Origin of the sequence: Pseudalkalibacillus sp. Hm43 (genome assembly GCF_051842935.1) — a bacterium.
Lineage (GTDB): Bacteria > Bacillota > Bacilli > Bacillales > Fictibacillaceae > Pseudalkalibacillus.
Window position 1 is genome coordinate 354,409 of record NZ_JBPXRR010000001.1, and the last position, 24,090, is coordinate 378,498.

The 24,090-nt window shown below is 47.1% G+C and carries 20 protein-coding genes; 10 read left to right on the forward strand and 10 right to left on the reverse strand.

Annotated elements, in window-relative coordinates:
• Window positions 1–25: 25 nt before the first annotated feature.
• The gene (locus tag ACSVDE_RS01895) at window positions 26–1,711 is read left to right on the forward strand and encodes a glycerol-3-phosphate dehydrogenase/oxidase (RefSeq protein WP_439301913.1); all 1,686 of its coding nucleotides are present in this window, start codon (window positions 26–28) and stop codon (window positions 1,709–1,711) included.
• 209 nt (window positions 1,712–1,920) lie between these two features.
• Here the strand turns inward: ACSVDE_RS01895 and ACSVDE_RS01900 are convergent, their stop codons facing one another.
• A complete protein-coding gene (locus ACSVDE_RS01900) occupies window positions 1,921–2,862 on the reverse strand; it encodes an arginine deiminase family protein (RefSeq protein WP_439299268.1) in 942 nt (313 codons plus the stop codon).
• A gap of 136 nt (window positions 2,863–2,998) precedes the next feature.
• On the opposite strand from ACSVDE_RS01900, the gene ACSVDE_RS01905 reads away from it, so the two are divergent.
• Entirely contained in the window at window positions 2,999–4,324 is a 1,326-nt protein-coding gene (locus ACSVDE_RS01905; protein ID WP_439299269.1) for an amino acid permease, read from the forward strand.
• Here ACSVDE_RS01905 and ACSVDE_RS01910 read toward each other — a convergent pair.
• From ACSVDE_RS01910 to ACSVDE_RS01920, 3 genes are all read right to left on the reverse strand, one after another.
• Window positions 4,305–5,066, reverse strand: coding sequence for a YqcI/YcgG family protein (locus ACSVDE_RS01910; RefSeq protein ID WP_439299270.1), 762 nt, complete (start codon window positions 5,064–5,066; stop codon window positions 4,305–4,307). The two genes, ACSVDE_RS01905 and ACSVDE_RS01910, sit on opposite strands and share 20 nt — an antisense overlap.
• Window positions 5,067–5,290: 224 nt before the next feature.
• Window positions 5,291–5,914, reverse strand: coding sequence for a LysE family transporter (locus ACSVDE_RS01915; protein WP_439299271.1), 624 nt, complete (start codon window positions 5,912–5,914; stop codon window positions 5,291–5,293).
• 120 nt (window positions 5,915–6,034) lie between these two features.
• Window positions 6,035–6,658, reverse strand: coding sequence for a peroxiredoxin (locus ACSVDE_RS01920; protein ID WP_439299272.1), 624 nt, complete (start codon window positions 6,656–6,658; stop codon window positions 6,035–6,037).
• Window positions 6,659–6,992: 334 nt separating this feature from the next.
• On the opposite strand from ACSVDE_RS01920, the gene ACSVDE_RS01925 reads away from it, so the two are divergent.
• Together ACSVDE_RS01925 and ACSVDE_RS01930 are read left to right on the forward strand one after the other, a co-directional pair.
• Window positions 6,993–8,837: a histidine kinase gene (locus ACSVDE_RS01925; protein WP_439299273.1), complete on the forward strand. Its 1,845-nt coding sequence runs from the start codon at window positions 6,993–6,995 to the stop codon at window positions 8,835–8,837.
• The gene (locus ACSVDE_RS01930) at window positions 8,812–9,450 is read left to right on the forward strand and encodes a response regulator (RefSeq protein ID WP_439299274.1); all 639 of its coding nucleotides are present in this window, start codon (window positions 8,812–8,814) and stop codon (window positions 9,448–9,450) included. Before ACSVDE_RS01925 ends, ACSVDE_RS01930 begins: the two co-directional genes overlap by 26 nt.
• Before the next feature lie 41 nt (window positions 9,451–9,491).
• Here ACSVDE_RS01930 and ACSVDE_RS01935 read toward each other — a convergent pair whose 3' ends face one another.
• Complete coding sequence (locus ACSVDE_RS01935; RefSeq protein WP_439299275.1) at window positions 9,492–10,106, reverse strand: DUF421 domain-containing protein; 615 nt, start codon at window positions 10,104–10,106, stop codon at window positions 9,492–9,494.
• A 278-nt stretch (window positions 10,107–10,384) separates the two neighbouring features.
• Here ACSVDE_RS01935 and ACSVDE_RS01940 point away from each other — a divergent pair, with 278 nt between their 5' ends.
• The 4 genes from ACSVDE_RS01940 (at window position 10,385) to ACSVDE_RS01955 (ending at window position 14,818) form a co-directional block, all read left to right on the forward strand.
• Entirely contained in the window at window positions 10,385–11,017 is a 633-nt protein-coding gene (locus tag ACSVDE_RS01940; protein WP_439299276.1) for a hypothetical protein, read from the forward strand.
• A 217-nt stretch (window positions 11,018–11,234) separates the two neighbouring features.
• Window positions 11,235–13,694, forward strand: coding sequence for a S8 family serine peptidase (locus ACSVDE_RS01945; RefSeq protein ID WP_439299277.1), 2,460 nt, complete (start codon window positions 11,235–11,237; stop codon window positions 13,692–13,694).
• Window positions 13,695–13,817: 123 nt separating this feature from the next.
• Window positions 13,818–14,291, forward strand: coding sequence for an HIT family protein (locus ACSVDE_RS01950; RefSeq protein WP_439299278.1), 474 nt, complete (start codon window positions 13,818–13,820; stop codon window positions 14,289–14,291).
• A complete protein-coding gene (locus ACSVDE_RS01955; RefSeq protein WP_439299279.1) occupies window positions 14,288–14,818 on the forward strand; it encodes a histidine phosphatase family protein in 531 nt (176 codons plus the stop codon). Before ACSVDE_RS01950 ends, ACSVDE_RS01955 begins: the two co-directional genes overlap by 4 nt.
• 5 nt (window positions 14,819–14,823) lie before the next feature.
• On the opposite strand, the gene ACSVDE_RS01960 is transcribed toward ACSVDE_RS01955, so the two are convergent.
• A complete protein-coding gene (locus ACSVDE_RS01960) occupies window positions 14,824–15,606 on the reverse strand; it encodes a PAS domain S-box protein (protein WP_439299280.1) in 783 nt (260 codons plus the stop codon).
• Between the two features lie 194 nt (window positions 15,607–15,800).
• On the reverse strand, window positions 15,801–19,019 hold the full coding sequence (locus ACSVDE_RS01965; RefSeq protein ID WP_439299281.1) for a M36 family metallopeptidase: 3,219 nt from the start codon (window positions 19,017–19,019) through the stop codon (window positions 15,801–15,803).
• 247 nt (window positions 19,020–19,266) lie between these two features.
• On the opposite strand from ACSVDE_RS01965, the gene ACSVDE_RS01970 reads away from it, so the two are divergent.
• Window positions 19,267–20,028, forward strand: coding sequence for a kanamycin nucleotidyltransferase C-terminal domain-containing protein (locus tag ACSVDE_RS01970; RefSeq protein WP_439299282.1), 762 nt, complete (start codon window positions 19,267–19,269; stop codon window positions 20,026–20,028).
• A gap of 198 nt (window positions 20,029–20,226) precedes the next feature.
• Here ACSVDE_RS01970 and ACSVDE_RS01975 read toward each other — a convergent pair whose 3' ends face one another.
• Window positions 20,227–20,853: a spore coat protein gene (locus ACSVDE_RS01975; RefSeq protein WP_439301914.1), complete on the reverse strand. Its 627-nt coding sequence runs from the start codon at window positions 20,851–20,853 to the stop codon at window positions 20,227–20,229.
• Between the two features lie 222 nt (window positions 20,854–21,075).
• On the opposite strand from ACSVDE_RS01975, the gene ACSVDE_RS01980 reads away from it, so the two are divergent.
• On the forward strand, window positions 21,076–21,915 hold the full coding sequence (locus ACSVDE_RS01980; RefSeq protein ID WP_439299283.1) for a DUF2785 domain-containing protein: 840 nt from the start codon (window positions 21,076–21,078) through the stop codon (window positions 21,913–21,915).
• Window positions 21,916–21,950: 35 nt separating this feature from the next.
• Here ACSVDE_RS01980 and ACSVDE_RS01985 read toward each other — a convergent pair whose 3' ends face one another.
• On the reverse strand, window positions 21,951–22,997 hold the full coding sequence (locus ACSVDE_RS01985) for an ABC transporter permease subunit (protein WP_439299284.1): 1,047 nt from the start codon (window positions 22,995–22,997) through the stop codon (window positions 21,951–21,953).
• The gene (locus ACSVDE_RS01990; RefSeq protein ID WP_439299285.1) at window positions 22,994–23,899 is read right to left on the reverse strand and encodes an ABC transporter permease subunit; all 906 of its coding nucleotides are present in this window, start codon (window positions 23,897–23,899) and stop codon (window positions 22,994–22,996) included. Before ACSVDE_RS01990 ends, ACSVDE_RS01985 begins: the two co-directional genes overlap by 4 nt.
• Between the last annotated feature and the right edge of the window lie 191 nt (window positions 23,900–24,090).

Genomic DNA, 24,090 nt, shown 5'->3' on the forward strand with positions numbered 1-24,090 from the left:
AAGTTTTCTATATAGGAGGAGAGAGATCATGAGTGGAACTTTTTCAGGTAAACAACGAACGGATCGTTTAGAACATATGCAAACAGAAGAATACGATGTACTGGTGATCGGTGGAGGCATTACAGGAGCTGGGATTTCGCTCGATGCATCGAGCCGGGGAATGAAGACCGCACTTGTCGAAATGCAGGACTTCGCTGCCGGAACGTCGAGCCGATCGACGAAACTCGTGCACGGTGGACTTCGCTATCTGAAGCAATTTGAAGTGAAGATGGTGGCGGAAGTCGGGAAAGAGCGTGCGATCGTCTATGAGAACGGACCTCACGTAACGACGCCAGAATGGATGGTGTTGCCTATTTTTAAAGAGGGGACATTCGGACGGTTCAGTACGTCCATCGGCTTACGGGTATATGACTTTTTAGCCGGTGTAAAAAGAAAAGAACGACGCTCGATGCTCAGCCGGGAAGAGACGCTGGAACGCGTTCCGACTTTGAAAAAAGACGGCTTGAAAGGCGGCGGTTACTACGTAGAATATCGGACTGATGATGCGCGCCTGACAATCGAGGTCCTGAAAAAAGCAGTCGAGCACGGAGTGAATGCGGTGAATTACGCCAAGGTCGTCGACTTCATTTATGAGAATGGAAAAGCGGTCGGTGCGGTCGTTCGCGATGAGCTGAAAGGCGAAACGTACCAGGTACGGGCGAAAAAGATCGTTAATGCGGCGGGACCATGGGTCGATGAGCTGCGCGAGCAGGATCGCTCGAAAAAAGGGAAAACGTTGCATCTGACGAAAGGTGTCCATCTCGTTTTCGATCAAAGCAAATTCCCATTGAATCAGGCGGTTTATTACGATACCGATGACGGCCGGATGGTGTTTGCGATTCCTCGTGAAGGCAAGACGTACGTCGGGACGACCGACACGACATATGAATCGGACATCGCCCATCCTCGGATGACTGTAGATGACCGGGATTACATTCTGAATTCCATCCACTTCATGTTCCCAGAACTGGATGTGAAGCCGGGGGACGTAGAGTCGAGCTGGGCTGGATTGCGCCCGCTTATCCATGAGGAAGGTAAGGATCCATCGGAAATTTCACGGAAAGATGAAATTTTCATTTCGAACTCAGGCTTGATTACGATTGCTGGCGGGAAGCTGACCGGGTATCGTAAAATGGCAGAAAGCATCGTCAATCTGGTCGGCGAGCAGTTGAAGGAAGAGGGTCACGGCGGCACTTATCCAGGTTGTAAAACGAAGCATATGCCGATATCAGGTGGTGAAGTCGGCGGTTCCAAGCAGTTCCCGGCGTTCATGGAAAAGAAAGTGAAGCAAGGGGTGGAAGAGCTCGGACTGGACGAAGCGGTCGCGAAAGTGATGGTGCAGCGGTATGGCTCGAACATCGACCGTGTGTATGAAATGATGAAAGAAAGCGATGGGGATCCATCGTTACCGAATGAGGTTGCAGCGATGCTGATGTACGGAATAGAAGAGGAAATGGTTGCGAAACCGGTGGATTTCTTCATCCGTCGCACAGGTGCCATGTTCTTCGACATCCACTGGGTGACGAAGTGGAAGTCAGCTGTGATCGAACGGATGGCAGAGGAGCTCGGTTGGACGGATGAAGAAAAGGTCCGCCATGCCACTGAACTCGATCAACTCATCCATGACGCGGTGACGCCTTTGGACGATGAAAAAACAGAAAAAGCGATTTGAATAAGGAGAGGGACTGTCATGACGACAGTCCCTTCGTTTTTTTGATAGTAAGAAAGACTGGTTTGGCTGAACAGGTGAGCAAATTCGAGAGATGAAGCTCTATTTTCGAGAGACCATCTCGGATTTTGGCAAGACCTCACTCCATTTTCGAGAAACATCACCCAATTTTGGCAAGACCACTCTTAAAAGCTGAGCATAACCCCCTCAATTTACCCCCGTTTCAGCGGCAAAGTCATGCAACGGATGCCGCCTCCGCCTTTTTCGAGCTCAGAGACGTCTATTTCAATGTAATTGAGCTTTTTCAGCTTAGGATGATCGCGGAAAATGCTCTTCCGTCGTTGTTTACTGATGAGGATCGTCTCCGGATCGAGGTTCAGGAAGTTGATATCCGCTACCGTATCGGTCACTTTTGACGTCCAATGGATATCAAACCCATGGTGCTTCACGAATGTGTGGAACATCTCATAGCGATGCTCTTTTTCCGTAAGCACCAAAACAGGCATGAACCGCACAAAGCACTTCGACAATATCAAGTCAGGGCCCGCAACATTTAGGTTCATATCAGTATGTAACGTATCGGCGCGGCGAGGTAAGTCAATCACCCCGATTTCAGAGAATCCAGCTTCGAAAATCTTCCCCTTCAATTTTTCAATGCTTAAGATGCTCGTTCGCAACCCGACATTCACAAGCACGGCATTTCGGTTCAACACGAGCACATCCCCGAACTCCATGCCTTTCATACCGTTGTTCCCTTCCAGATCAAATTGTTCTCCCATCCATTGTTCGAACAGGTTATGGGCATGGATGTACTCAGGCTTTCGCATTGTGATCCCTGGCTCACCAGGGATGACGGTTTTTCCGAATACACAAGCGAGATCGCGCACGAACACCCGGTTGATCAGCTGTTCATTCACCTTGAAATCATCGATGGACAAGTATTTTGAGTAATTGATGACCTCCACGCCTGCCTCTTCCAACGCGTGACATAGCTCGTTATGGTTGTGAATTGCTTTGTTCTGAATGACCGGTTTTTCCCAGAGGACATCTGTCGCAGTCTGCTGATCCGGCACGTCCAACACGGCAGGAGGACAGAGGACGACGGTTTTCAACGTATCCGTCTCAGACCAACAGCTCGGCGTAATGTTCAACATGAAGTTCCTCTCCATTTCATTAGTGATCTTGTTATAGCCTTTCCACCTCAGCCCCATCTCATCCGACAAAAAGACATACATAAAGGGAATTTCTTCTTCTCAAACTATAGAAAAGGTTTGGAGAGGAGGAAGTCGGTTGAAGAAGAAGGAGCAACATCCGGAGCTCACGTGGTGGAAGCTGTCGTTGATCGGTGTCGGATGCATCATCGGGACAGGGTTTTTCCTCGGTAGTTCCATTGCGATAGATAAAAGCGGACCAGCCGTGATCATCGCGTTCATTTTAGCAGCGATCGGAACGTATATCGTGTTCGATGCAATGGCACGTATGACGGTCGAATATCCGGAAAAAGGATCGTTCCGGACCTTTGCGAAAAAAGCATTCGGCAAGGAAACCGGCTTCGGCACGGGCTGGGTGTTCTGGACGTCCGAGACATTGATCATGGGGAGTCAATTGACCGCACTCGCCATCTTCACCCAGTTCTGGTTTCCTGGGATGCCGCTATGGCTCCTTGCCACGATCTATGCCGTAATCGGCCTTGCGATCATCTTAATGGGAGTCGACGATTTCGAGCGTGTGGAGAACCTCTTCGGCATCATTAAAGTCGCTGCGATCGTCATGTTCATCATCATCGGATTGCTCGCGCTTTTCGGCGTTTTGGATGTAACAGGTGGAAAGACGGAACGTGGCGTTTTGGACGTTTTTTTTGAAAAAGGAACGCTTGGTCTGTGGGCAGCGCTCATCTATGCTTTTTACACATTCGGAGGCATTGAAGTGATGGGGCTGATGGCGACTGAGCTGAAGGATAAAAACGACGCACCGAAGTCAGGTCGGTTGATGTTGATCGTGCTTTCGATCATGTATGTCGTTGCAATCGGGCTCGTCCTGTTGCTCGTTTCATGGAAGGACGTCACGAAGGATGAAAGTCCGTTCATGACCGCACTGAACGATTACAATCTGCCGTTTGTGCCGCACATTTTCAATGGCATGCTCATCATCGCTGGATTTTCGACCATGGTAGCGGCGCTTTTTGCCGTCACGACAATGATCGTTACGTTGGCGAAGGACGGAGATGCACCTTGTTTATTCGCGAAAAAAGGTCGACTGAGCGTCCCGCTGCCAGCACTAGCCTTGACGGCTGGCGGTTTAGGCGCGTCCATAATCATCTCGTTGATTTTCCCAGGTAAAATCTATGAGTACATCACAACGGCTGCCGGGCTCATGCTTCTGTACACGTGGTTCCTCATTCTGTTGTCGTTCTGGAAATTGATGAAGAAGAACATGTGGGATCAGATCAAGATGTATGTCGGGGCGATTCTGATTCTGCTTGCGGTGAGTGGGACATTATTGGATGGAACGAGCAGACCCGGCTTTTATGTGAGCCTGCTGTTCCTGTTGATCATTGGGGGCACGGCTTTCTATCGCCATGTAAAAGGTGCACGCACTAACGACGGAGCTTCTTGAGCTTGTTTTTTACGTATGTGTAAGGACACTTGGAGGGACTGGACTCATCGTCGCTTAAAAAGTATTGCTTCCATTCGTGGTTGTCAGTCTGACCGTACCATTTCAGGTCGGGATGGATCGGCAGCTCATCATAATCGGCGAGCCGTTTACGGATTGCCTTTTTCATTTTACGGCCAAATATGGTTGAGTCGTTGATTTCATCGAACACCCAGCGGGGCTGGAAAGCCATCATGAAACAAGGAAAGCTTCGGCTTTTCCTGAAAATGTGGGCAGGTGTCGCACAGAAAGCGAAATACGGCTCCCCGTGGAAGCAGAATTCCCATTCATGATGGGATGGATCGGTCGGTATGTCCTCCGGCCACTCGATTTCGTCGATCGCACTGACCCGGTTGAGCACCGACCAGAAAAGCGATTCGAATTCCGCCACTTCATAGTTTTCCTTCAGCGCTTCAGATGTTTCGAAAAAGACGACGAGGGAAGCATATTTCCCTGTATCTCTTGAAATTTCACCGTATGATTTCAACAATAAAGCCAAGTCTTCAATAGAACCTTCCTCCCGAGGATCCGATGTGAATCCGAAACGGAGATTATCTGATAGGAACCCCTGACGCCCCGGGATACAAGGATAGGTGTTCCCTTTATCCGCAATCATGTTGCCGAAATGCTTGAAGGCATCATGCTGCCAATCCTCGATCGATGCTAGATTTTCCTCAAGCCAACTTTTTGTGTAAAGCTCAGCCATCTACATCCCTCCTAGCTACAACACATACTATTAGGTGAGGCGCAGATGGGTGAATGTCCCACAACAGAAAGTGCCAGGCACCGCAAACGGAGCAATACCCGCTGCAGTGCCTGGCACCGATCACGAAGCCAGTCATATCAAGGGGTTGAAAATGGTGTCAGGTACCGATTAAGAAGTCAGTCGTACCAACGGTTCCAAATCGGCACCTGGCACTGACCGGCACTTTAAAGCAGCAAACTAAGCGCTTGGTAGCCGAAGTAAAAGCCGAATGCAATCAAGAAGAGTCCAGCCACGATTGAAATTCCTTGAAGGTAGCGCGTATTCAAATGCTTCCGGAATCCACTCGCGACACTCGCCATCACGAAATCCCAGATGAGGATTCCGACAAAAATCCCAGAACTGTAGATGAACAATTGATAATTCTCAAAGGAATCGGCGGTCTTCGCAAGAACTGAACCGTAGATCCCGAGCCAGAACAAGATGTTCAACGGGTTCGACAACGCCATGAAAAAGCCCGTCCGAAACGACTTCATCGGACTTTCCCGCACGAGTCCGCCATCCGTCGGGTCCTGTTTCGAACCGAGAATCCCTTCGACACCTGTGTAGATCAACACAAAACAGCCGAACGACCACAAAAACGTTTTCACGAATGGCAAGTCCATGAATTGAACGAGACCGAAATAGATGAGCATCATGAAGATGAGATCGGCCACCATCGCACCGACGCCGACGACCCATGCGTGCAGGAACCCGAACTTGATCCCTTTGTCCACCTGGGCCGCATTGATCGGTCCGATCGGAGCGGACAAGGACAGCCCGAGCAATATGTAACTGAAAAACACACCCACATTCATCACCTCGACAACTTGTCTATGTTCTTACCACAGTCTATTCATCCGCCTCACCCTCTAATACTCCCACATATAAAAAGATGAATCCGGTCTCCCGAATTCATCTGAAACGCCATCCTATATCCTTCCGATGCTCCTTGCGTTCATCTTGATTCCCGGTTGCCCAGGCAACCAGTTCGCCGGAACGCCTTCTCCTGTTTTTTCCCCGTACTGGATCGCCTGCACGAGTCGAAGGATCTCAAACACATTCCGTCCGACTTCCAGTGGATTGACGAGCTTGGAAACGATCTTACCTTCCGGATCAATGATGATCGTCGCCCGGAAAGCAGCGCCTGCACTTTCGTTCAACACCCGGTAACGCCGGCTTATTTCCTGCGTCCGATCACTCACCAATGGATATTGCACTTTAGACGCCATCGGTGAAACCTCTGTAAACACCTTATGCGCATACACACTATCCGTACTGATACCTAACACTTCAACATTCAAATCCTGCAATTGAGGGTAAAGGGCAGCGACCGCCGCCAACTCGGTTGGTCAGACGAATGTAAAATCACTGCCATAGAAGAACAAGACCACCCATTTCCCCTGGTAATCTTCGAGTGCGACTTCAACGATCTTCTTTTCTGTATTCAAATAGGCTTCTGCGGTAAAAGCAGGTGCGACATCCTTCGTCTGCGCGCAAAAAGGTTGTTCACACACTTCATCTGCATCATGGTCATTTTTCCGATGGTCCGTCACTTCATCACCTCACAAAATGTCCTCATTTCATATGTATTTATGATATGAATAAAATATCCTTCCCGTTATTTTTCCGATGCTGTACAACCAATGTACTAAGGGAAATATATCTTTAGGGGAATTGGTTCAGGGCAATATGTTTGCCATAATGGAAGACAAACGCATCCTACATATACGGTAGGAGACGTGCCGGAATTGGTTAGTGGCTTTCCATTCGACCAGTTCCGGCTTTAATTTTGTCTTTTTTACTTGGAAAATAAGAGTTCTTTATTAATTCGACGTTTCAAGGTAAACTATTATTAACAGAAAATTTCGATAGAATGGGGAGGGAGACATGGGACAAGAGACACAACTTCAGAAAAAAGATAAACTATCGAACTTGTATTTATCATTCATATCCATTGCTGGGTGGGTATCTATCCTGATTGCCACCTTCAATCTTTCCATACCTGAAAACGCCGTCGTCTTGCTATTATTCATACTCTTCCTGTTCATAACCGAATTTTTCCCGATGGCGGTTTGGAAAGGGCACAGTTCACTCAGCTATCCGATCGTATTCACGATCTATCTTGTCTACGGATTGCCCTGGCTGGTCTTCATTTACGGACTCGTCGTCTTCATCGTCAATTTTGTCCAGAGAAGACCGCTGAGGATCCTGTTTTTCAACCCAGCGCTGTTAGTGCTAAGTTTCATATTAGGTGAAGCGATTGCCAGACTCATCCTCGGGGATGCGCTGGTTCCGTGGATGATCATTCCGATGCTCGTCACGACAGCGTTGTTTTATATCGTCAATAACATCATGGTCGACATCGTTCTGCTGATCCGTCCGCAACCTTATACATTTGCCATTTGGAAAAAGAAGCTGACCACAGAGTCGATCAGTGCATTCATCTCCGTCATTTACCTTGGGATCATGTTCTACTTAGGGAATCAGAACCGGGGAGTCATAGATGTTTTCGCGTATTTCTTCTTCTTCTCGCCGCTCGTCGGACTCGCCTTGCTCAGTTCAATCATCGTACGGCTGGAGACGGAACGGAATCGCTTGAACGCTTTATTCCACATCTCGACAGAATTGAACCGGTGGCTGCCATCGAAACAGTGGATCGAATCCATCCGATCAAGCTTGAACAGTTTCGTCGATGCCGACGCTAGTATTTTATGGGTCAATGAAAATGGGAACTGGAAGGTTCGTTTCCAACATGGACAGGTCAAGAAGGAATCGTGTCAGGACCGAGACGAACTTAGTCAGCTCGAGCACATCAAAGAACTGACCATTATCCATGACCGAAGAAAAGACCCTGGTGTCACACCGACCTGCTTCCACAACGGATTGCGCTCGATCATTTACGCACCGATCATACTCGAAGACAACATGCTCGGCGTGTTTGCCGTCGCGAAAAGCCGAAGCAACAGTTTCCGACCGGAAGAGATCCAGTCTGTGGCGACACTCGCGAATCAGCTCGCCGTGGTCATCAAGACGAGAAGCCTCATCTCAGAACAAGAAAAGAGGACGGTGCTTGAGGAGCGGAACCGGATTGCACGTGAAATCCACGACGGTGTTGCGCAATCACTTGCCGGGGCGGTCATGAAACTGGAGACGGCGGACCGGAAGTTTTACCAAAAGCCGCCGGAAGCTCACAAGCTTGTGACCGACAGTCTGGACAAGCTCCGCCTCAGTCTGAAGGAGATCCGCGAGTCCATTTACGCACTCCGACCATACGAAACGGAACGCGTCGGCTTGAAGCAAGCGGTCACGAAACGGATCGACGTCATCAAGAAAGAATCCGGACTCAATATAACGTTTGAAGAACGCGGACGGCCAGTGTACCTGAGCTCGATGGTCGAAAAAGTGATGTTCGATATTTTCCAGGAAAGTGTTCAGAACATCGTCAAGCACGCGCAAGCCTCCAAAGTGGATGTGCTGCTCAGCTATCAGAAAGAACATGTTCTATTGAGAGTTTCCGATAATGGGGTAGGATTTTCATTGCTCGATGCGATGATCAAGGCGAAGAATGATCCGCACTTCGGCATCCTGAGCATGAACGAACAAGCAGAGAAAATTGAAGCGGTGTTACAAATCGATAGTAAAGAAGGGAAAGGTACAGAGATCAACCTGACTGTGCCAAAGCTAGGGATGGAAGGAGGAATGGGCGATGATCAACGTCATGTTAGTGGATGATCACGCAGTCTTAAGGGACGGATTGTCGAATATTTTTGAAATGGAAGATGATATCAATGTGGTAGGGGAAGCCGTCAGTGGAAACGAAGCACTGGAATCCATTGAAGGTATGAACCCGGATGTCGTATTGCTCGATATCAATTTGCCTGATAAAAATGGGGTGGAACTGACAGCCATCTTGAAGAGGGACTATCCGGAAATCAAAGTTCTGATTCTGACGATGCATAGTATGGATGAGTATTTCATGGCTGCCATTCGGGAGGGTGCAGACGGATACTTGCTGAAGGATGCACCATCTGTCCAGGTCGTGGAAGCGATCCGGACAGTCGCCAAAGGGGAGTCCGTCATCGACCCTTCCCTGACGAAAAAGCTGTTAGGGTTTTATAATCAGAAGAATGAATCTGCGGATAAAAACGAGCTGACCGAGCGGGAGAAGGAAGTGCTGCTCTGTCTGGTCGAAGGCTTGAGCAACAAAGAAATCGGCGAACGTCTTTTTATCAGCGATAAGACGGTGAAGATCCACGTCAGCAAGATTTTCAAAAAAATCAACGTGAAAAGCCGATCCCAGGCCGTCATCTATGCGGTCCAGAATCAGCTTGTCCCATTGCCATAAGTTAAAAAGAGCGGCTCGTGTCTATGGCACGGGCCGTTTTCCTATTGTAGATGTTCGGGTGGTTCGTTTTTCGATTTCCTTGATACTTCTGAAAAGAGGTCATCCTCCGACTCAGGTTGCTGAGTTTGCTCCACCACACCCGGGTTCAAAGTTTGAAGGATCTGTTCTAGGTCTTTCTTCAACAACTCGAAATCTTTCATCGTGACAGGTTGAGCTTCCGGCTTCAATTCATATCCAATCTGCCCGTTCGGTTCGAGCGTCGCCCACTTCAAATCACTCAATCGCGCGACATTCTGCTGTCGTAATTTCATCTCCAGCTGATCGACTGTGAACCGGAGCTTTTTCAAATGTTTCTCGTTCAGAACACCATCTTCAACCAATACAATCGACTTCCCGGTAATCAACTTTTCGATTGCATCAAATTTCATCTGAGCGTACTCCAGTAAAATCAGTGTCAGAATAAGAGTGCTCCCAATACCTAGGGTGACCCAGATGCTTTGATTACCGATCGGTCGCATGAGTAAAGGCCCGATTCCGACCATGATGACCGTCTGAGCCAACGTCAATTGCGAAATCGACTTCCTTCCTGCAATCTTCAGTATCAAAGTGCCTCCGAGGACGATGATGACTGCTTTCCAAATCCAATCGAGTTCCATAAGCTCACCCTTTTCCGGTATTGAACGTAGTATGAAACCTTCATGAAAAAACTATTCTGTCATGGGAACAACTAAGAAAGGAAAAGGAAATCCGTCTTTAACGCTATTTTCGTTCAGTTCCAAAAGGATGATGAACTGGAAGAAACTGATAGAACCTTATACCTTTTGCATGGATTATTGGTCGTAGATGGAACTGGAGAACTTTTTCAGATCTATATGGTACGATCATTTCCGTAATGGCCATTACAACCATACTTAATGCAAAAGGGAGATACTTAATGAAAACGATAATGAGCTTAATCATGACAGTTGCTTTGCTAGTCTCTGGATTTGCTGTTCAATCATATGCCGAAACGACAAGTGAACTTCCGAAAGGCGATTTCTACAATTTGAAGATCATAGGTGTTCCAAAGGATAAGAAAGCACCGATGAACAATAATGATGGAACGCGAATTTTTGTACCATTGTATGGTGAGTCGAACATCTGGCTCCGTGAAGGCGACTTCAAAGTATTGGATGCTAACGGAACGGATGAAGACGATGCGGAATTCCAGCTTCCGAATCCTGACCCGAACAATGATGGAACGACCGAATACACGGTTTATGTACGTGCGCTAGGTAAACCAGGTGGGGAAGCGAGCATAAATACATGTGGAACTGATGCAGACACAGGTGAAACGTACTGCTCGGATGACAAATTGGTTGTTACGCGTACAGCTGGTCAGAGCCCTTGGACGAATGCTTCCGGTGAGCTTTTCTATATCTATACGGATACGGATGGGGATGGCGAACCTGAACGCTATAACCTGTTCAATGAACAGTTCGAAGATTACTATTGGGAATATGACAACAATGGCTTGAAGGTCGCACAACTACGTTTTTACCGCGGCGTATCAACCCAAGTTCAATAAGCATAAGACGAACCGGGAGCCTGAATGGCCCCGGTTTTTTTACTGAATAATATTGGTTTTTATATAAAAATAGGTCCCTTTATAACTTTTGTACGACCCTGCTATAGTACAAATGCAAAAAAGAATACTCCGTTCGCGTAATAGTCAGATTCCCCGCCAACACGGATAATAGAGTTAGAGAACTTTTACAATATTCTGACGGGGAGGATTTACGATCATGAAGAAGATTTTTTCTGTATTGATGGCAATTGCGCTCATCGTGCCGCTTCTTTTTACAAGTGTGCCGATCGCGAATGCACAATCTGAAGCAAGCATTGATCCATTGCTCACTGAAAAATTAGCGAATACGACGGGCGCTGTCCAGGTCATCGTCACCTTCAAAGGGGATGGAAAACCTACGGCGGCTCAACTGGATCTATTAAAAGACGTAGGGGTGAAGAAGGGGGTCTCGATGAACGCATTGCCGATCGCTGGCGTTCTTGCAACGAAATCCCAGGTGGATGCACTAGCATCGAGTCCGGAAGTCAGATCCCTCTACTTGAATGAAAAAGTAAAGTATTTCAACGCAGACTCTACACTACTCACAGGCGTTGACAAAGCACGTACAGACGCGAAGATGACGAAGGAAAACGGCGGCATGCCAGTATCCGGTAAAGGTGTCGGAGTCGTCGTCAACGACAGCGGAGTCGACGGAACGCATAAAGATCATGAGCTAGGTAAAAATCTCGTGCAAAACGTACTCGGAAGCACGAACTTGAACAGCATCGTCTCTGGTGTCATTCCCATCACATACACCGAAGACGTACCGAATACGGATACAAACTCAGGACACGGTACTCACGTAGCTGGAACAGTCGGTGGAACCGGTGCCATGTCTGGCGGCAAGTATGAAGGCGCAGCACCAGGCGCTGACATGATCGGTTACGGAACAGGGGGCGCATTGTTCGTCCTCGATGGTATCGGTGGATTCGACTACGCGATCACGCATAAGGAAAAGTACAACATCGGACTGATCACGAACTCCTGGGGATCTTCAGGTGATTTCGATCCGAACCATCCGGTGAACGTAGCAAGTAAGGAAGCTTACGACCAAGGCATCACAACTCTTTTCGCAGCAGGAAATGAAGGACCAGGTGAAGACACGCACAATCCATATGCAAAAGCACCATGGGTCATTTCAGTCGCAGCTGGCGTGAAGGACGGCTCACTCGCTGACTTCTCCTCTCGCGGAACGAAAGGTGTCGGCGGAACATTCACGATGGACGGAAAAGAGTGGACATGGGTCGACCGCCCGACGGTTACAGCACCAGGCGTTGACATCATTTCAACTCGTGTCATTGCACCAGTTTCATCTCTATCGTTGGATGCAGATGCTGAAGAGATCGAAACAGCTTACTTACCTTATTACACGTTGATGAGCGGTACATCAATGGCAACACCACACGTTGCCGGAATCGTCGCATTGATGCTTGAAGCGAATCCGAACTTGACGCCGGATGAAATCAAGACGATTTTACAAGATACAGCGACGAACATGCCTGGCTATGAGCCTTGGGAAGTCGGAGCAGGTTATGTGAACGCGTATAACGCTGTGGACACAGCGATGTTCGGTACGCAATACGGCGCAACGACGAACTTGAACCAGGATTTCAACAGTTCAGTCGATTCCAGCGCAGACCGTGAAGAATTTTCGGTCGACTACAATCCTGCAACGCTTGTATCTGACAACCAGCACGAGTTCACAGTGGAAGAAGGATTATCGAGCTTGGTGGCAAAAGTGAACGGCAAAGGAATCCTTGAAGAGACAGGGAACCCGATTAACCTCGTATTGATTGCACCAGACGGAACCGAATACAGCTCAGGCATCAGCCTGTTGTTCACGCTTTATACCGATCGCACGGTATCAGTGAACGCACCAATGGCAGGGACGTGGAAAGCGGAGATCCGTGGCTTGCGTGGAGCTGAAGAGAACCCGAACGGAGCAGGTGCACCGGAGAATGTCAAAGGAACGCTTACGTTCAAATCGGTCAGTGGATTTACAGGCTTGAGCGATATTGAAGGCCATCCAGCAGCAGCGGCAATCAAGACGGCTGTCAGTGAACGATTGATAGACGGTTTTGCAGATGGCACATACAAGCCTGACGCAAACCTGTTGCGTAAAGATATGGCGAAATACTTAGTGATGGGTGCGGAAGTCCGTCAGCAGTCTGGAGCGACTTTTTCAGATGTAAAAGCAGCAGATTTACCTTTCGTAGCTTCTGTTGCAGCTCTTGGAGCAGCTTTCAAAGGGGAAACGTATCAGACGGATGCGGTCATGAAGCCAGCAGCTGATGGAACGTTCAACCCGGACGGAACCATTTCGAAAGCGGAAGTTGCATACTCTCTTGTCCAAAGCTTAGGCTTGCAAGAACAAGCTCAAACGCATGAAGGTGATGTTACTGTGCAATACGGTGACGAGCGCTTGTTGATTGAAGACCAGGCGGACATCCCGGCTGAGTTGAAAGGGTATGTACAGCTTGCACTGGACTTGAACATCTTGAACGCCAAGTTCGATGTGACACAAGGACCATATGATCATGAGCCGACAGTACACGCAACCTTCGCACCGAACGAAACAGTGAAACGAGGAGACTTCGCAGTCGCAATCTCCCGTTACTACAACGCTTATCATAAATAAAGTTTAGATTTATGAGACTCAGCCCTGACACCAGGGCTGAGTTTTTGTTGTGCTTTTTCAATAGAAGGTGGTTGCTGTAAAATGAAAGGTAGATGACTTGCGAGTTTGATAGGAGGGAAATGAATGATGGACTGGAAAAAGGATCGAATACAAGCTGCCAAACAAGGGGAGAATCCCATGGTACTTGCAAAAATGAAAAGTGGTTTTGCGGTAATAGGGGATACTCAGTTTCTACCAGGTTATTGTGTGCTCCTGCCAAACAGAAAGGTAGACTCGCTCAATTCATTAACTTTAGAAGAAAGAAGCGATTACCTACTAGATATGAGTTTGATTGGAGATGCCATTCAAAAAGTTTGCAGTCCTCTCCGAATCAATTATTCCATTTATGGAAACACAGATACATACCTACATGCACACATTTTTCCGAGATACGACTGGGAAACAGAAGAGCGGAGAGTGAAGCCTGTATGGCTTTATCCGAGTGAAAGCTGGACTGAGGATCAATACTTATATCATGAAAATCTACATGAAAAATTACGAACAAAATTAACAGATGCTTTAGAAAAGCTGGTTTATGAAAGGGGCAAACGATTATGAATCTCTACATCGTGCGGCATTGTAAGGCAGAGGGGCAACCGCCAGAGGCACCGCTTACGGAAGAAGGTTTCAAACAGGCAGAGGAATTGCCGGACTTTTTCACCAATAAAAAGGTTGAACGGATCGTGTCGAGTCCTTTCACACGTGCGCAGCAATCCATTCAACCTACTGCAGATCAGCTTGGCATCGAAATGGAACTCGATGATCGACTTGCTGAGCGGACACTAAGTACACAACCAATGGAAAATTGGATGGTCAATTTAGCAAGAACATACGAAGACATGCATCTTAAATTTGAGGGTGGAGAGTCTAGTCAGGAGGCAACGGACCGAGCGATGGCGGTCATTAATGAACTAAAGAGCGATAACAAAGATGCCGTCATCGTCACTCATGGCAACCTGATGTCCTTGATTCTTCAGCATTTTGATAACGTTAACGGCTTTGAAAAATGGAAGGACCTGAGCAATCCGGATGTCTATCATCTTTCGTTAGACGAAGACATGAGCTTAAAGCGGATATGGAGTTGAATCTATCACACGCGTAACTGGCTGAGTGCTTCTTTTACATTGCGGATTGTCCGGATTTTGGACATATCTTCTCCCAGTTGTACGGCTTTATGGGCTAGTTCTGGTCTGATCCCTGTCAAAACAGGATAGATTCCGAGCAATCGCAAAATGGAATTGATTTTGAACAGAAATGCTACTACGTCCTTGTTCATTTGATAAATTCCGGAGAAGTCGATGATGAGATATTTGAGTTGATGCTTTGCAAGCTTATGAGGTATGAAATCTAATAGGTGATCTACCTTTTCTTGATCGAAATAACCGATCAACGGAATGATGGCAATGCCTTCAGAGACCGGCACGATGGGAGAGGATATTTCCACAACTTCAGTTGAAATTTTTTCAAGTTGTTTTTCAGCCTTTTTTCGAGATGTGATATCACGGAGGGTGGAATGGATTGCAAATTGTTCGCCGAACATAACAGGGTGGCAGTATAGTTCAACATCTACAAGCGTACCATCGCATTTGAAAATCTGAATATCAATGAGTTCCCCGATGATGTTTTCTTCCTGGTTTAGCCGAATCCGGTCTTCTATGAGCTCTTGATCATGTCCTTCTCTAAAAATATCGAGCACATTCGCTCCGATGATTTCATCTTTTGGTGCTTTTAAGAAATCTGCACCGAACTGATTTATGTATAAAACTCTTAGGTCTGCATGGATGACGGTCGTTTCATATGTGTATTCAACAATCTGTCGATACATATCTTCTGGGTCAATGGTCTTCATCGGCACTCTCGATACACTTCTCATTTCCCTTCACCCCATTCGGAAAAATGTATATTAGTACCATTTTAACATTTCCATAAGAAGAAAAATGTGGCTGATAGAACCTTTTAAGAGAAACAATCTGCATGCAGTATCCGAAATCGGCCATCCCCCTTAAAGCACTTATATATTAAGTAAAAAGAGGCGCATCACTGCGCCTCTTTTCCTTATCCATTTTTTTAGTATGGGCTTGTTGCTGTTAGGGTGAATGGTACGTTCGCGCCTGTATAGAGACCGACGTAGACGTATTTCGTTCCACCTGGAATGACGCCTGATTCGTTCGCCCCAGAAGTTGCTACGCCACCGATCAACTCAAAGTTCTTGTTGTAGAAGTACACATCATAATCGTAATCTGCTGCGCTCTCTGCACCTTCCAACGTGAAGTTGTGAATGCCATCTCCATATTGCTCAGGGAGAGTGACGACATATCCATCTGCCCCCTGGGATGCAGGCTCAGGATTTTGCGTCGTGACGAATTCGTTCTCTGTCACTGCGAGAGTTGCTGGTACGCCAGCCAAACTTCCGATACCTGTTCCAGCATTACCAGCTGTTACTGAACCTTCTGCTACAAACGGCTCTTCTGGCTCAATCAACACTGGCTCGACCTTCGCTTTTTTATTCGCAAATGCTTGGATATCTGCTACTTGGACGTAACCTTTAGAGTTGTCTTGCGCATCGTGAGCGATGAACTTCAAGTACTTCGCTTTCACAGGCTCAGCCAGGTCATATCCGCGATAGTGCAAGTCAGCGACTGTTGGACGTGGCTTCGCTTCCTCAAACTTCTCACGTACGACCGTCGTCCAGTTCTCACCGTCTTCAGATACTTGGACGCTGAAGTTTTTCAATGTAGCGAAACGGGACTTCGAAACATCCTTCATCGCACTTACCTGGATATGAGAAACATCAACAGCTTTATCTCCAGCTAGATCGACAACGAACTCAGATCCTTTGAATCCGTTCTCTTGTGTATCAGTCGCATAAACACTTGCTTCTGTATCGTCAATCGTGAACTTGACCGGGTTGCTGTCGGACTCACCAGAAACGCTTTTGATGGAAGCGCCGTTGAAGGAAGAAGCGACGTTCGGCTCAAGCTTGAACTTCAGCTTGTTCTTCTTACCTGGCTCAATCTTCACGTCACGAATCGTGCGAGAACCGTAACCGCGTGCTTGAATCGTTATGTCATACGTACCTTCGACCATGTACGTTGCAAAACCACCACTGTCAGTAGTTGTAGAAACCGGAGTCGTACGTGCTTCAAATTCACCAATCATAATGCGAGCGTCTTCAATCGGCTTGTTCGTCGCGCTGTTGATGACCTTACCGACGAGCTGGCCGTTATGCTGACCATCCGGATGGTTGAATCCAGGAATCGGATCCGTGTCATCTCCGCCGTTCGAGAACGCGTCAGCACCAAGACCACGTTGAGCGAATGCTGTCCAGAGTGCGTCATAGTGTGCACCGTCATAGCGTTCGAAGTCAGCCGCGATGATTGCTGTTCTCATATCTTCCATCGATGGATCCGGAACAGAAATCGGCATCGCATCCATCACAAGATGTTCCGCAATGGATTCGCCTTCACTTTTACCATACGTAGCAATGAGGTTCTCTCTAACATGCCATAAAATCGCAGCCCAGATATCTCCGTCCGAGTGAACTTCCGGTCCGCCGACGTCATAACCGACATCACCATAGTTGTAAGGCGCTTCATCTAGTGAATAACTTCGGATCCCGCGCTCTTCGTTGCCTGTTACATAAGCACCGACAACTGGCTTCTCTTCCTTACCATTCTTAATGAGGTAATGCATACCGAACCAATCACCCCAACCTTCGCCCATGGAACCGGATTGATGGCTACCAAGTGCTTCTCCACCTGCTACATAACGGTTGGAAAGGGCATGGGAGTATTCATGATAGATGATTCCTGCATCATAGTCACCATCTGCATATTCGCCTTCAAACGCGCCAGGAATCGGCTCCCAAAGGAACATTCCGCTCCATGCTGGAATGCCATCCGGCAACGTCAGCATGTAGGCATTGTCACGACCAGTATAAGTAGGAGCGCCACCAGAAACAGCACCTGCTTGGACAAGTCCTAGAATCGGGTCGCCTTCTAGACCGCCTTTACCGAAATTGGATACCTGCATGTTTCCTGCCGGCTCTGTCCATCCAAGATTATAGAAGTAATCATGGAACAGATTGTGATGGTAAAAGAGGTTGGTCGTTGCACTGTGGACATCCTCTGCGTATGAAGGAGGCACTGTCGCACCTTGGGTCTCTTGCCATGCATTGTTGAAGTTGTATTTGAACTTACCAGTCGGAGCGACAGGGCGTACCGCTTCGTCCGCTGGCACGAGGAAGTTACTCCAGTTCGCGTAAGAGTTCGCATTGTTACCGAACGTCGTCACACCTAAGTTCGTACCTGGCGTCAACCATCCGTAAGGGGAGGCATTCGGGTCACCTTTGAACGATTTCACGACCTGCGTTCCGCCTTGTTTGGCACCAGGATAGTTTTCGAAGATCAATCCTTCAGGGTCTGTCAGATAGTCGACGAGTGAACGCTTGTAAAGCTCTTCACCTGTTTCCGCGTCGATGACCATTTCATAGCCTTCGTTCAGCTCTTCAATAAAGAGGACGCGGTATGCCGGTCGGACGCCATCCTTCGTAATGAACGTCGCTTTCTTCACGCGTTGTTTCGATGGAAGCACGTCGCCACCGTCAAATACGTCCCAGCCTTTTTCGGTTCCTGTCAATTTAGGTGTATATTGCAAGCTCTTCGCTTCAAGGTCGATCGCTTTATTCAAAGCGTCCGTTGAAGATAAGACGAAATCCCCTTTAAGCGACTTCGAGCGGCTTGAATTTCCTGTTACGGATAAAATTTTCCCTTCCTTGTTGACCGCAACGATGATTCTTCCACCGTACACGGACTCGATGCCGTCAAACGTCTGTTGGAACGTCACCGGATGAAGCCCTGTGTCTTTCATCGCGTAGTCCCGGATTACTTTCAACGAGTCGATTTCAGAAGCAGATAACCCGAAAAGGGCAGCGTTGTCTTTCAACCAGTCGCGCGCTACGGTTTCCGCATTCTTGTTGGATGCCCCTGTGAGGTATCCTTTCTCTTTTACAATGGTAGAAGGTGTTCCGAACAAGCTGTTCCACTTAATCTTCGTACCGGCACCGACTTCCTGGATCAGTGCGTTCGCAGCATCGAGCTGCAGGTTCGTCGGCACGACCTGATTGAGGACATTCCGTACATCGTAATGTTCTGAATGATCATGTTCATGTAAGATGTTCTCTACGTTCGGTCCAGCGGTCGTCTCAGCGTTTCCACCGGAACCTATGAGAACTTGACCGGCCAGCAAACTGACGCTCAGCGCGGTAAGGATTCCTGTTTTCTTCACGTATAGTTCCTCCCCATTTAATTAGCATTACTAGCCTTTTTCGCCAGTATATCGGCGTTCCCTCCCCTTCATGCTACAAATACTGACAACAGTCTATAGGGTTTATTTGTTAGCACTACAGACCGCTACTACCAAAGATATACCGGGCATAGTCCGTCTTGTTAAGAAAGGACTAGTTGGCCGTTCGGGCAGGGATATGTCGGGTTTCCGCGAAATAGGTTTTGATCAGAAAAAGAGGGGGAGTACGATGTTGTCTTTTCCAGCACCGTCAACGAGAGAAGAGAAGTTCGAAATGATCGAGTACGTGAAGGATCGCATGCTTCAACTGCATGGAGACAAGGTTGTAGCAGTTGGCGTTTACGGCTCTATCGGATTTGAAAAAGAAGGTGTATATTCCGATATCGAGATGCACATCGTTTCTGAAGATGGCTACGAGATTGAGGGACATGAATTCATATATGGAAAGTTCAAGATGGAGCTCTACACGTCGCAACGCTCCGAGCTGTTGGAACGGGCTTCCGAAGTGAGTGACAACTGGCCGGTGAAGGCGGGATCTTTTGTTCAGATCAAGCCGGTTTACGATCGGGACGGCTTTTTTGAAGAAGTGAAGAAGCGGCCGATGTCCGTGTCAGATACTGCAATACGCGACGTGATGAGGGAGTTCATGATTTGGGAACCGTATGAGACGATGGGAAAAATGAGGAACAATTATGAGAGCGGAAATCTCGACTACATACCCGTCGGAGCACGGGATTTCGCGTGGCAAACAGCAAAGCTGATTGGCCTAGCGAACAAGCAGTATTACACGACTCGTGCCGAGACCTTTGAAGAATCGCTACGGATAGAAGCGAAGCCGGTAGGATACGAAGCATTGGCGCGTAAAGTAATGAGTGGGGATATGAGAGACCGAGCCGAAGTGTATGAACTATGTGAAGCACTCTGGACCGGGCTGAACGACTGGTTCGATGAGCTAGGTATTGAATATCGAGTGGAGCAGTTGCCGTTTTGATTGGAGATCCGCTCGTTTTGGATTATAAATTCTGGATTTGGATTATAATTACCGAGTTTGGATTATAATTTCGGATTTTGGATTATAACTTCCGAATCTGGATTATAATTTCTGAAACCGGCTTATATTCAAGTACCTGACCTTCACCAATAAGGAAAAAGTCAAGTCCACGTGGACTCGACTTCTTTTTTCCTATTTTTACTGTCTGAACTGCGGGGGTTGTTGTGATGGTGCGAAGCTGCTCAGCATTTGGTTCATGTCTTGTTGCGCAAGTTGTGGTACTTGATAGTAGTGACGCTTATTTTGATACAAGAAGATTTCATACGCCATCTCGATAAAATTCGGTACGCTGTCAGCAATGACGCGGCGCAACACCGGGTTCGTCATTTCAAGAGCTGTCATCGCAAACAAACTTCCAGTCGATTTCAGCAATCCGAGCATATATCCAGATACGCCCTGGTCGTTCACTTGGTTTGCAGAAGTGAACGGCTTTTTCGGTTGCCCCGGTGTGAGTCCGTAAACCGTATTGTTGTTCTGATGCATCTTATAGACGCGTGTAGAGTGGGACGGCTTCTCGCCCGTCGAGAACGCTTCAACGATTGTATTGTAAAGGTCGTTGATGAAAGCGTGCTGACGATATAAAATCGTGCGAAGCTCTTGGTCCTTGATGTACTGATCGTAAATCAAATATTGATCCAACACACTGATGATCGAAGCGAGAACCTCGTGACTATCGAACATCTCGTGCCCGCCATGATTCATGTTCGCTGGCGTCGGTGCAGGGTTCGGCTGGAATCCAGGTTGTGCATTCCCTTGTGGAGGCATCGCCCCGCCTTGGGGAGCACCGAACTGATTCATTCTAGGTTGTTGCGGCTGCATGCCTTGTTGCTGCATCCCTTGTGGTTGTTGGCCGCCACCTTGGTTCATTGGATTATTCATCTCTTTTCCTCCTATACAAATCTTGCTACGTAGTTAGTGTTTCAATTGTGGAGGAAATCATGTATCGATTGTGGAAGAAGGAAGAAAGAGAAGGGAGTAATTGAAACCATGCTAACGGAACAGTTGAAAGAATTGAAAGAGATGACAGATAATGAAATCGACAGAATGGACAAAGTGGATCTCGTCCAAAGAATGCTGGCTTCCATCGGTGATCAAGATCCAGAGTTAAGGGATCATCTCATTTACACCAACTTCGCCAAGCTCATCACAGAACAACACCTGACAACGCCTTTCATGGCAGACATCCTCGACATCTGTATGGATGACGACCACCTTTTTTATCGTATAGGTGATAAAGAGACCGACGCTGTCTTCACGAGGTCTTTTTCAGCTCTCGTCGTTGCACTCATTTTAAATGAAGACGTGAAAGGGCGGTTCCTTTCAGAAGCAAAAGCGGTAGAAGCTTGCGAAAATGCTGTCCGCTACCTGTTAGAAGAACAAGACCTCAGAGGATTTGAGGAGGAAAAAGGGTGGGCACATGCAGTAGCGCACGGAGCTGACCTACTCGCCGTTGCTGTCCAACATCCGGCTGTAAAAAAGGAAAGCTTTTATCCGAAAGCGTTGGATACTCTTAAACACTGCATCCTTCGCGAAAACGGCGTCTACACGAATGAAGAGGACGAGCGTTTGCTCATGGTCATCCACTACATGTTCCAAAGAGGAATGGACCCATCCTTATTGGAAAAATGGGTGGATTCGATTTGGACGGAACTTCAAGACAAGAAGGAGCATGGCTGGTCCAACGAATATTTTCATATGCGTAGGAACATCACGACTTTCCTTAAGTCCTTGTACTTCCTGCCAGCCTTAATAGAATCAGCCCCGGATTGCAGGGAAAAGATTGTAGCCTACATAACGAACGACCTGAAAAGCCTCTACCAACTATAAAAGAACGGCAAGGGATGAATGCCCTTGCCGTTTTTCTATTCATTCACGCTTTTCTTCCGATCAAAATGAACCGTAATCGGTTTGAAATCTTTTTTCGTGGGAACCTTGTTAGTCCGATCTAGAGGCTTTCTCTTCACCTTAGGAGCTTTCACGACATGACCATACTCCTGCTCAAACCCCATAAGGGTCATCTTTGCCGCTAAAATCGTCACTGTGAAAAAGAGCACTGGAATACCAGTAATCCACGGATGACCAGCCCAGATGAACTCCCACCAAAAACCGAGCAATCCAGACCATTCATTGGACAAGGAATATTCCCTATTCACCCAATACATGTCTTTCTCCACATCAAACCCTCCGAAGAAAATCCTCAGCAACCCAAGGTGGGCAAGCAACAGCAAGACCTGAATCAGCTCTCGCAAATAAATCATGAAGAATTGAGGGACCAGGTAAGGCATCAAGTGTTTCCGGACCAATTGCCATTTACCTGCACCTAGCACCTTAACGCCTTCAATGAATTCCTTTTTCATAATTCGGTCTGTCTCATTCATTACTAGGACGGAAATCGTCGGAATTGCAATGGCAGTAAAAACGGTGACGAACAACAAGTAATTATCGAAGAATTGAGGATTTTCGCCACCAAACCGTCTTTCATAAAGCATCACCCAAACTAAGATGAAGTAAGCAAGCAGTGTTGCTGGAAAATAGTTCGTTGCATCCACAACCGATGCAATCCACTTTTTCCATTTCGGTACATACATCCCGAGCAACACACCGATTACAGAAGAGAAAAACAGTCTTAGGAAGGCAACGACAAAGGCGATCCCAAGTGTATATTTTGTCCCGATTAACATGAGAGTGAAAATATCCCTCCCAAAGTGATCCGTTCCCATTGGAAAATGATCCAACGGTCCATATGGATGCTTCAAGAGTTCGCCACTTTTATCATAAAGCAGCCTCACGTATGGAATATGATCATTCGTAAAGAAATAATACCCAACACTAGCCATGAACAATCCAAAGATAAACAGTGAACCAATCATGAACATCGGATTTCTCAATAAACGGAACATCAACGTCATATGACCACCTCTTTTCCAGTCGAACGATGGATGACGAGCTTGATCGCCAACAGGATCAGGAACACGGGTATGTAAAAGAGAATCAGGCTAAGTGCAATTACATCGGTCTGATTGTAAGTCAGTATGTACTTCGTGAGACCACTGATATTGAAAAGCCTTTCCAAGATGATCAGGTTCGACAGCATGATCCAGATGATCGCTTTCGAATGGCTCATGATTCCGATAATCGCATTTCGGAAAATGTGTCGGAGGAAAAGCCTGTTGGCCTGCAGCCCTTTACTCGTCGCAAACTCCACGTACAATTGTTCATTCTCTTCCATCGTCATGAACAACGACACTTTGAAAAAGAACAGGGTCGGTAAGAGCGACAGAACGAGGATCGGCACGAAGTACACCTCTTCAAATCCACCTGCAATCGGAAACAGGAGTATTTCTGTTTTCTTGAAAAACCAGATGATGAAAAATTGCACCACAAAAATAACGAAGATGTCTGGTAATGCTTCTAATAAGGAGAGTACTTTTGCAATCTTGCCCACTGTCCTTTTCGAAAAGAACGAGGTCACATACGTCAAAAGAAGACCACCGATCATTGAAACGATCAATGACACCAGGAAAATCTTCATGGAGTAGAAATAATACTCCCAGAACACTGGGAACACCGCATACTTTTTATCACTCCAGTTGTAGAAATCCTGTCCAAACTTGAAGCTGTAAATATCTTTATAGACCTTCATTTCACCTGGATTTAAGAGTGATACGATGGTATTTTTCAAATAACCCAGGTAGGTTGATAAACTGAAGTCAAACCCGTACATCGTCATCCCTAGAAAAGAAGAAATCGCAACAATCCCCACTATAACGGCAATGAATCGTACAAAACTACTCGAAATTGCTTTAAACAAATGACCACCATCCCATAAACATTCCTTTACAAGTAAAGACGAAATACATCCGGCTTGGATGGAAAAAATCAGGAAATACCTGATCCTAAATAGTAAAAATAGTACAATTAGCTAAAAACCGTTTGCCGCAACTTTTAAGAGGGAATCGCACATGTATGTAATGTTGATTACATAATTTTTCTGGATGTATA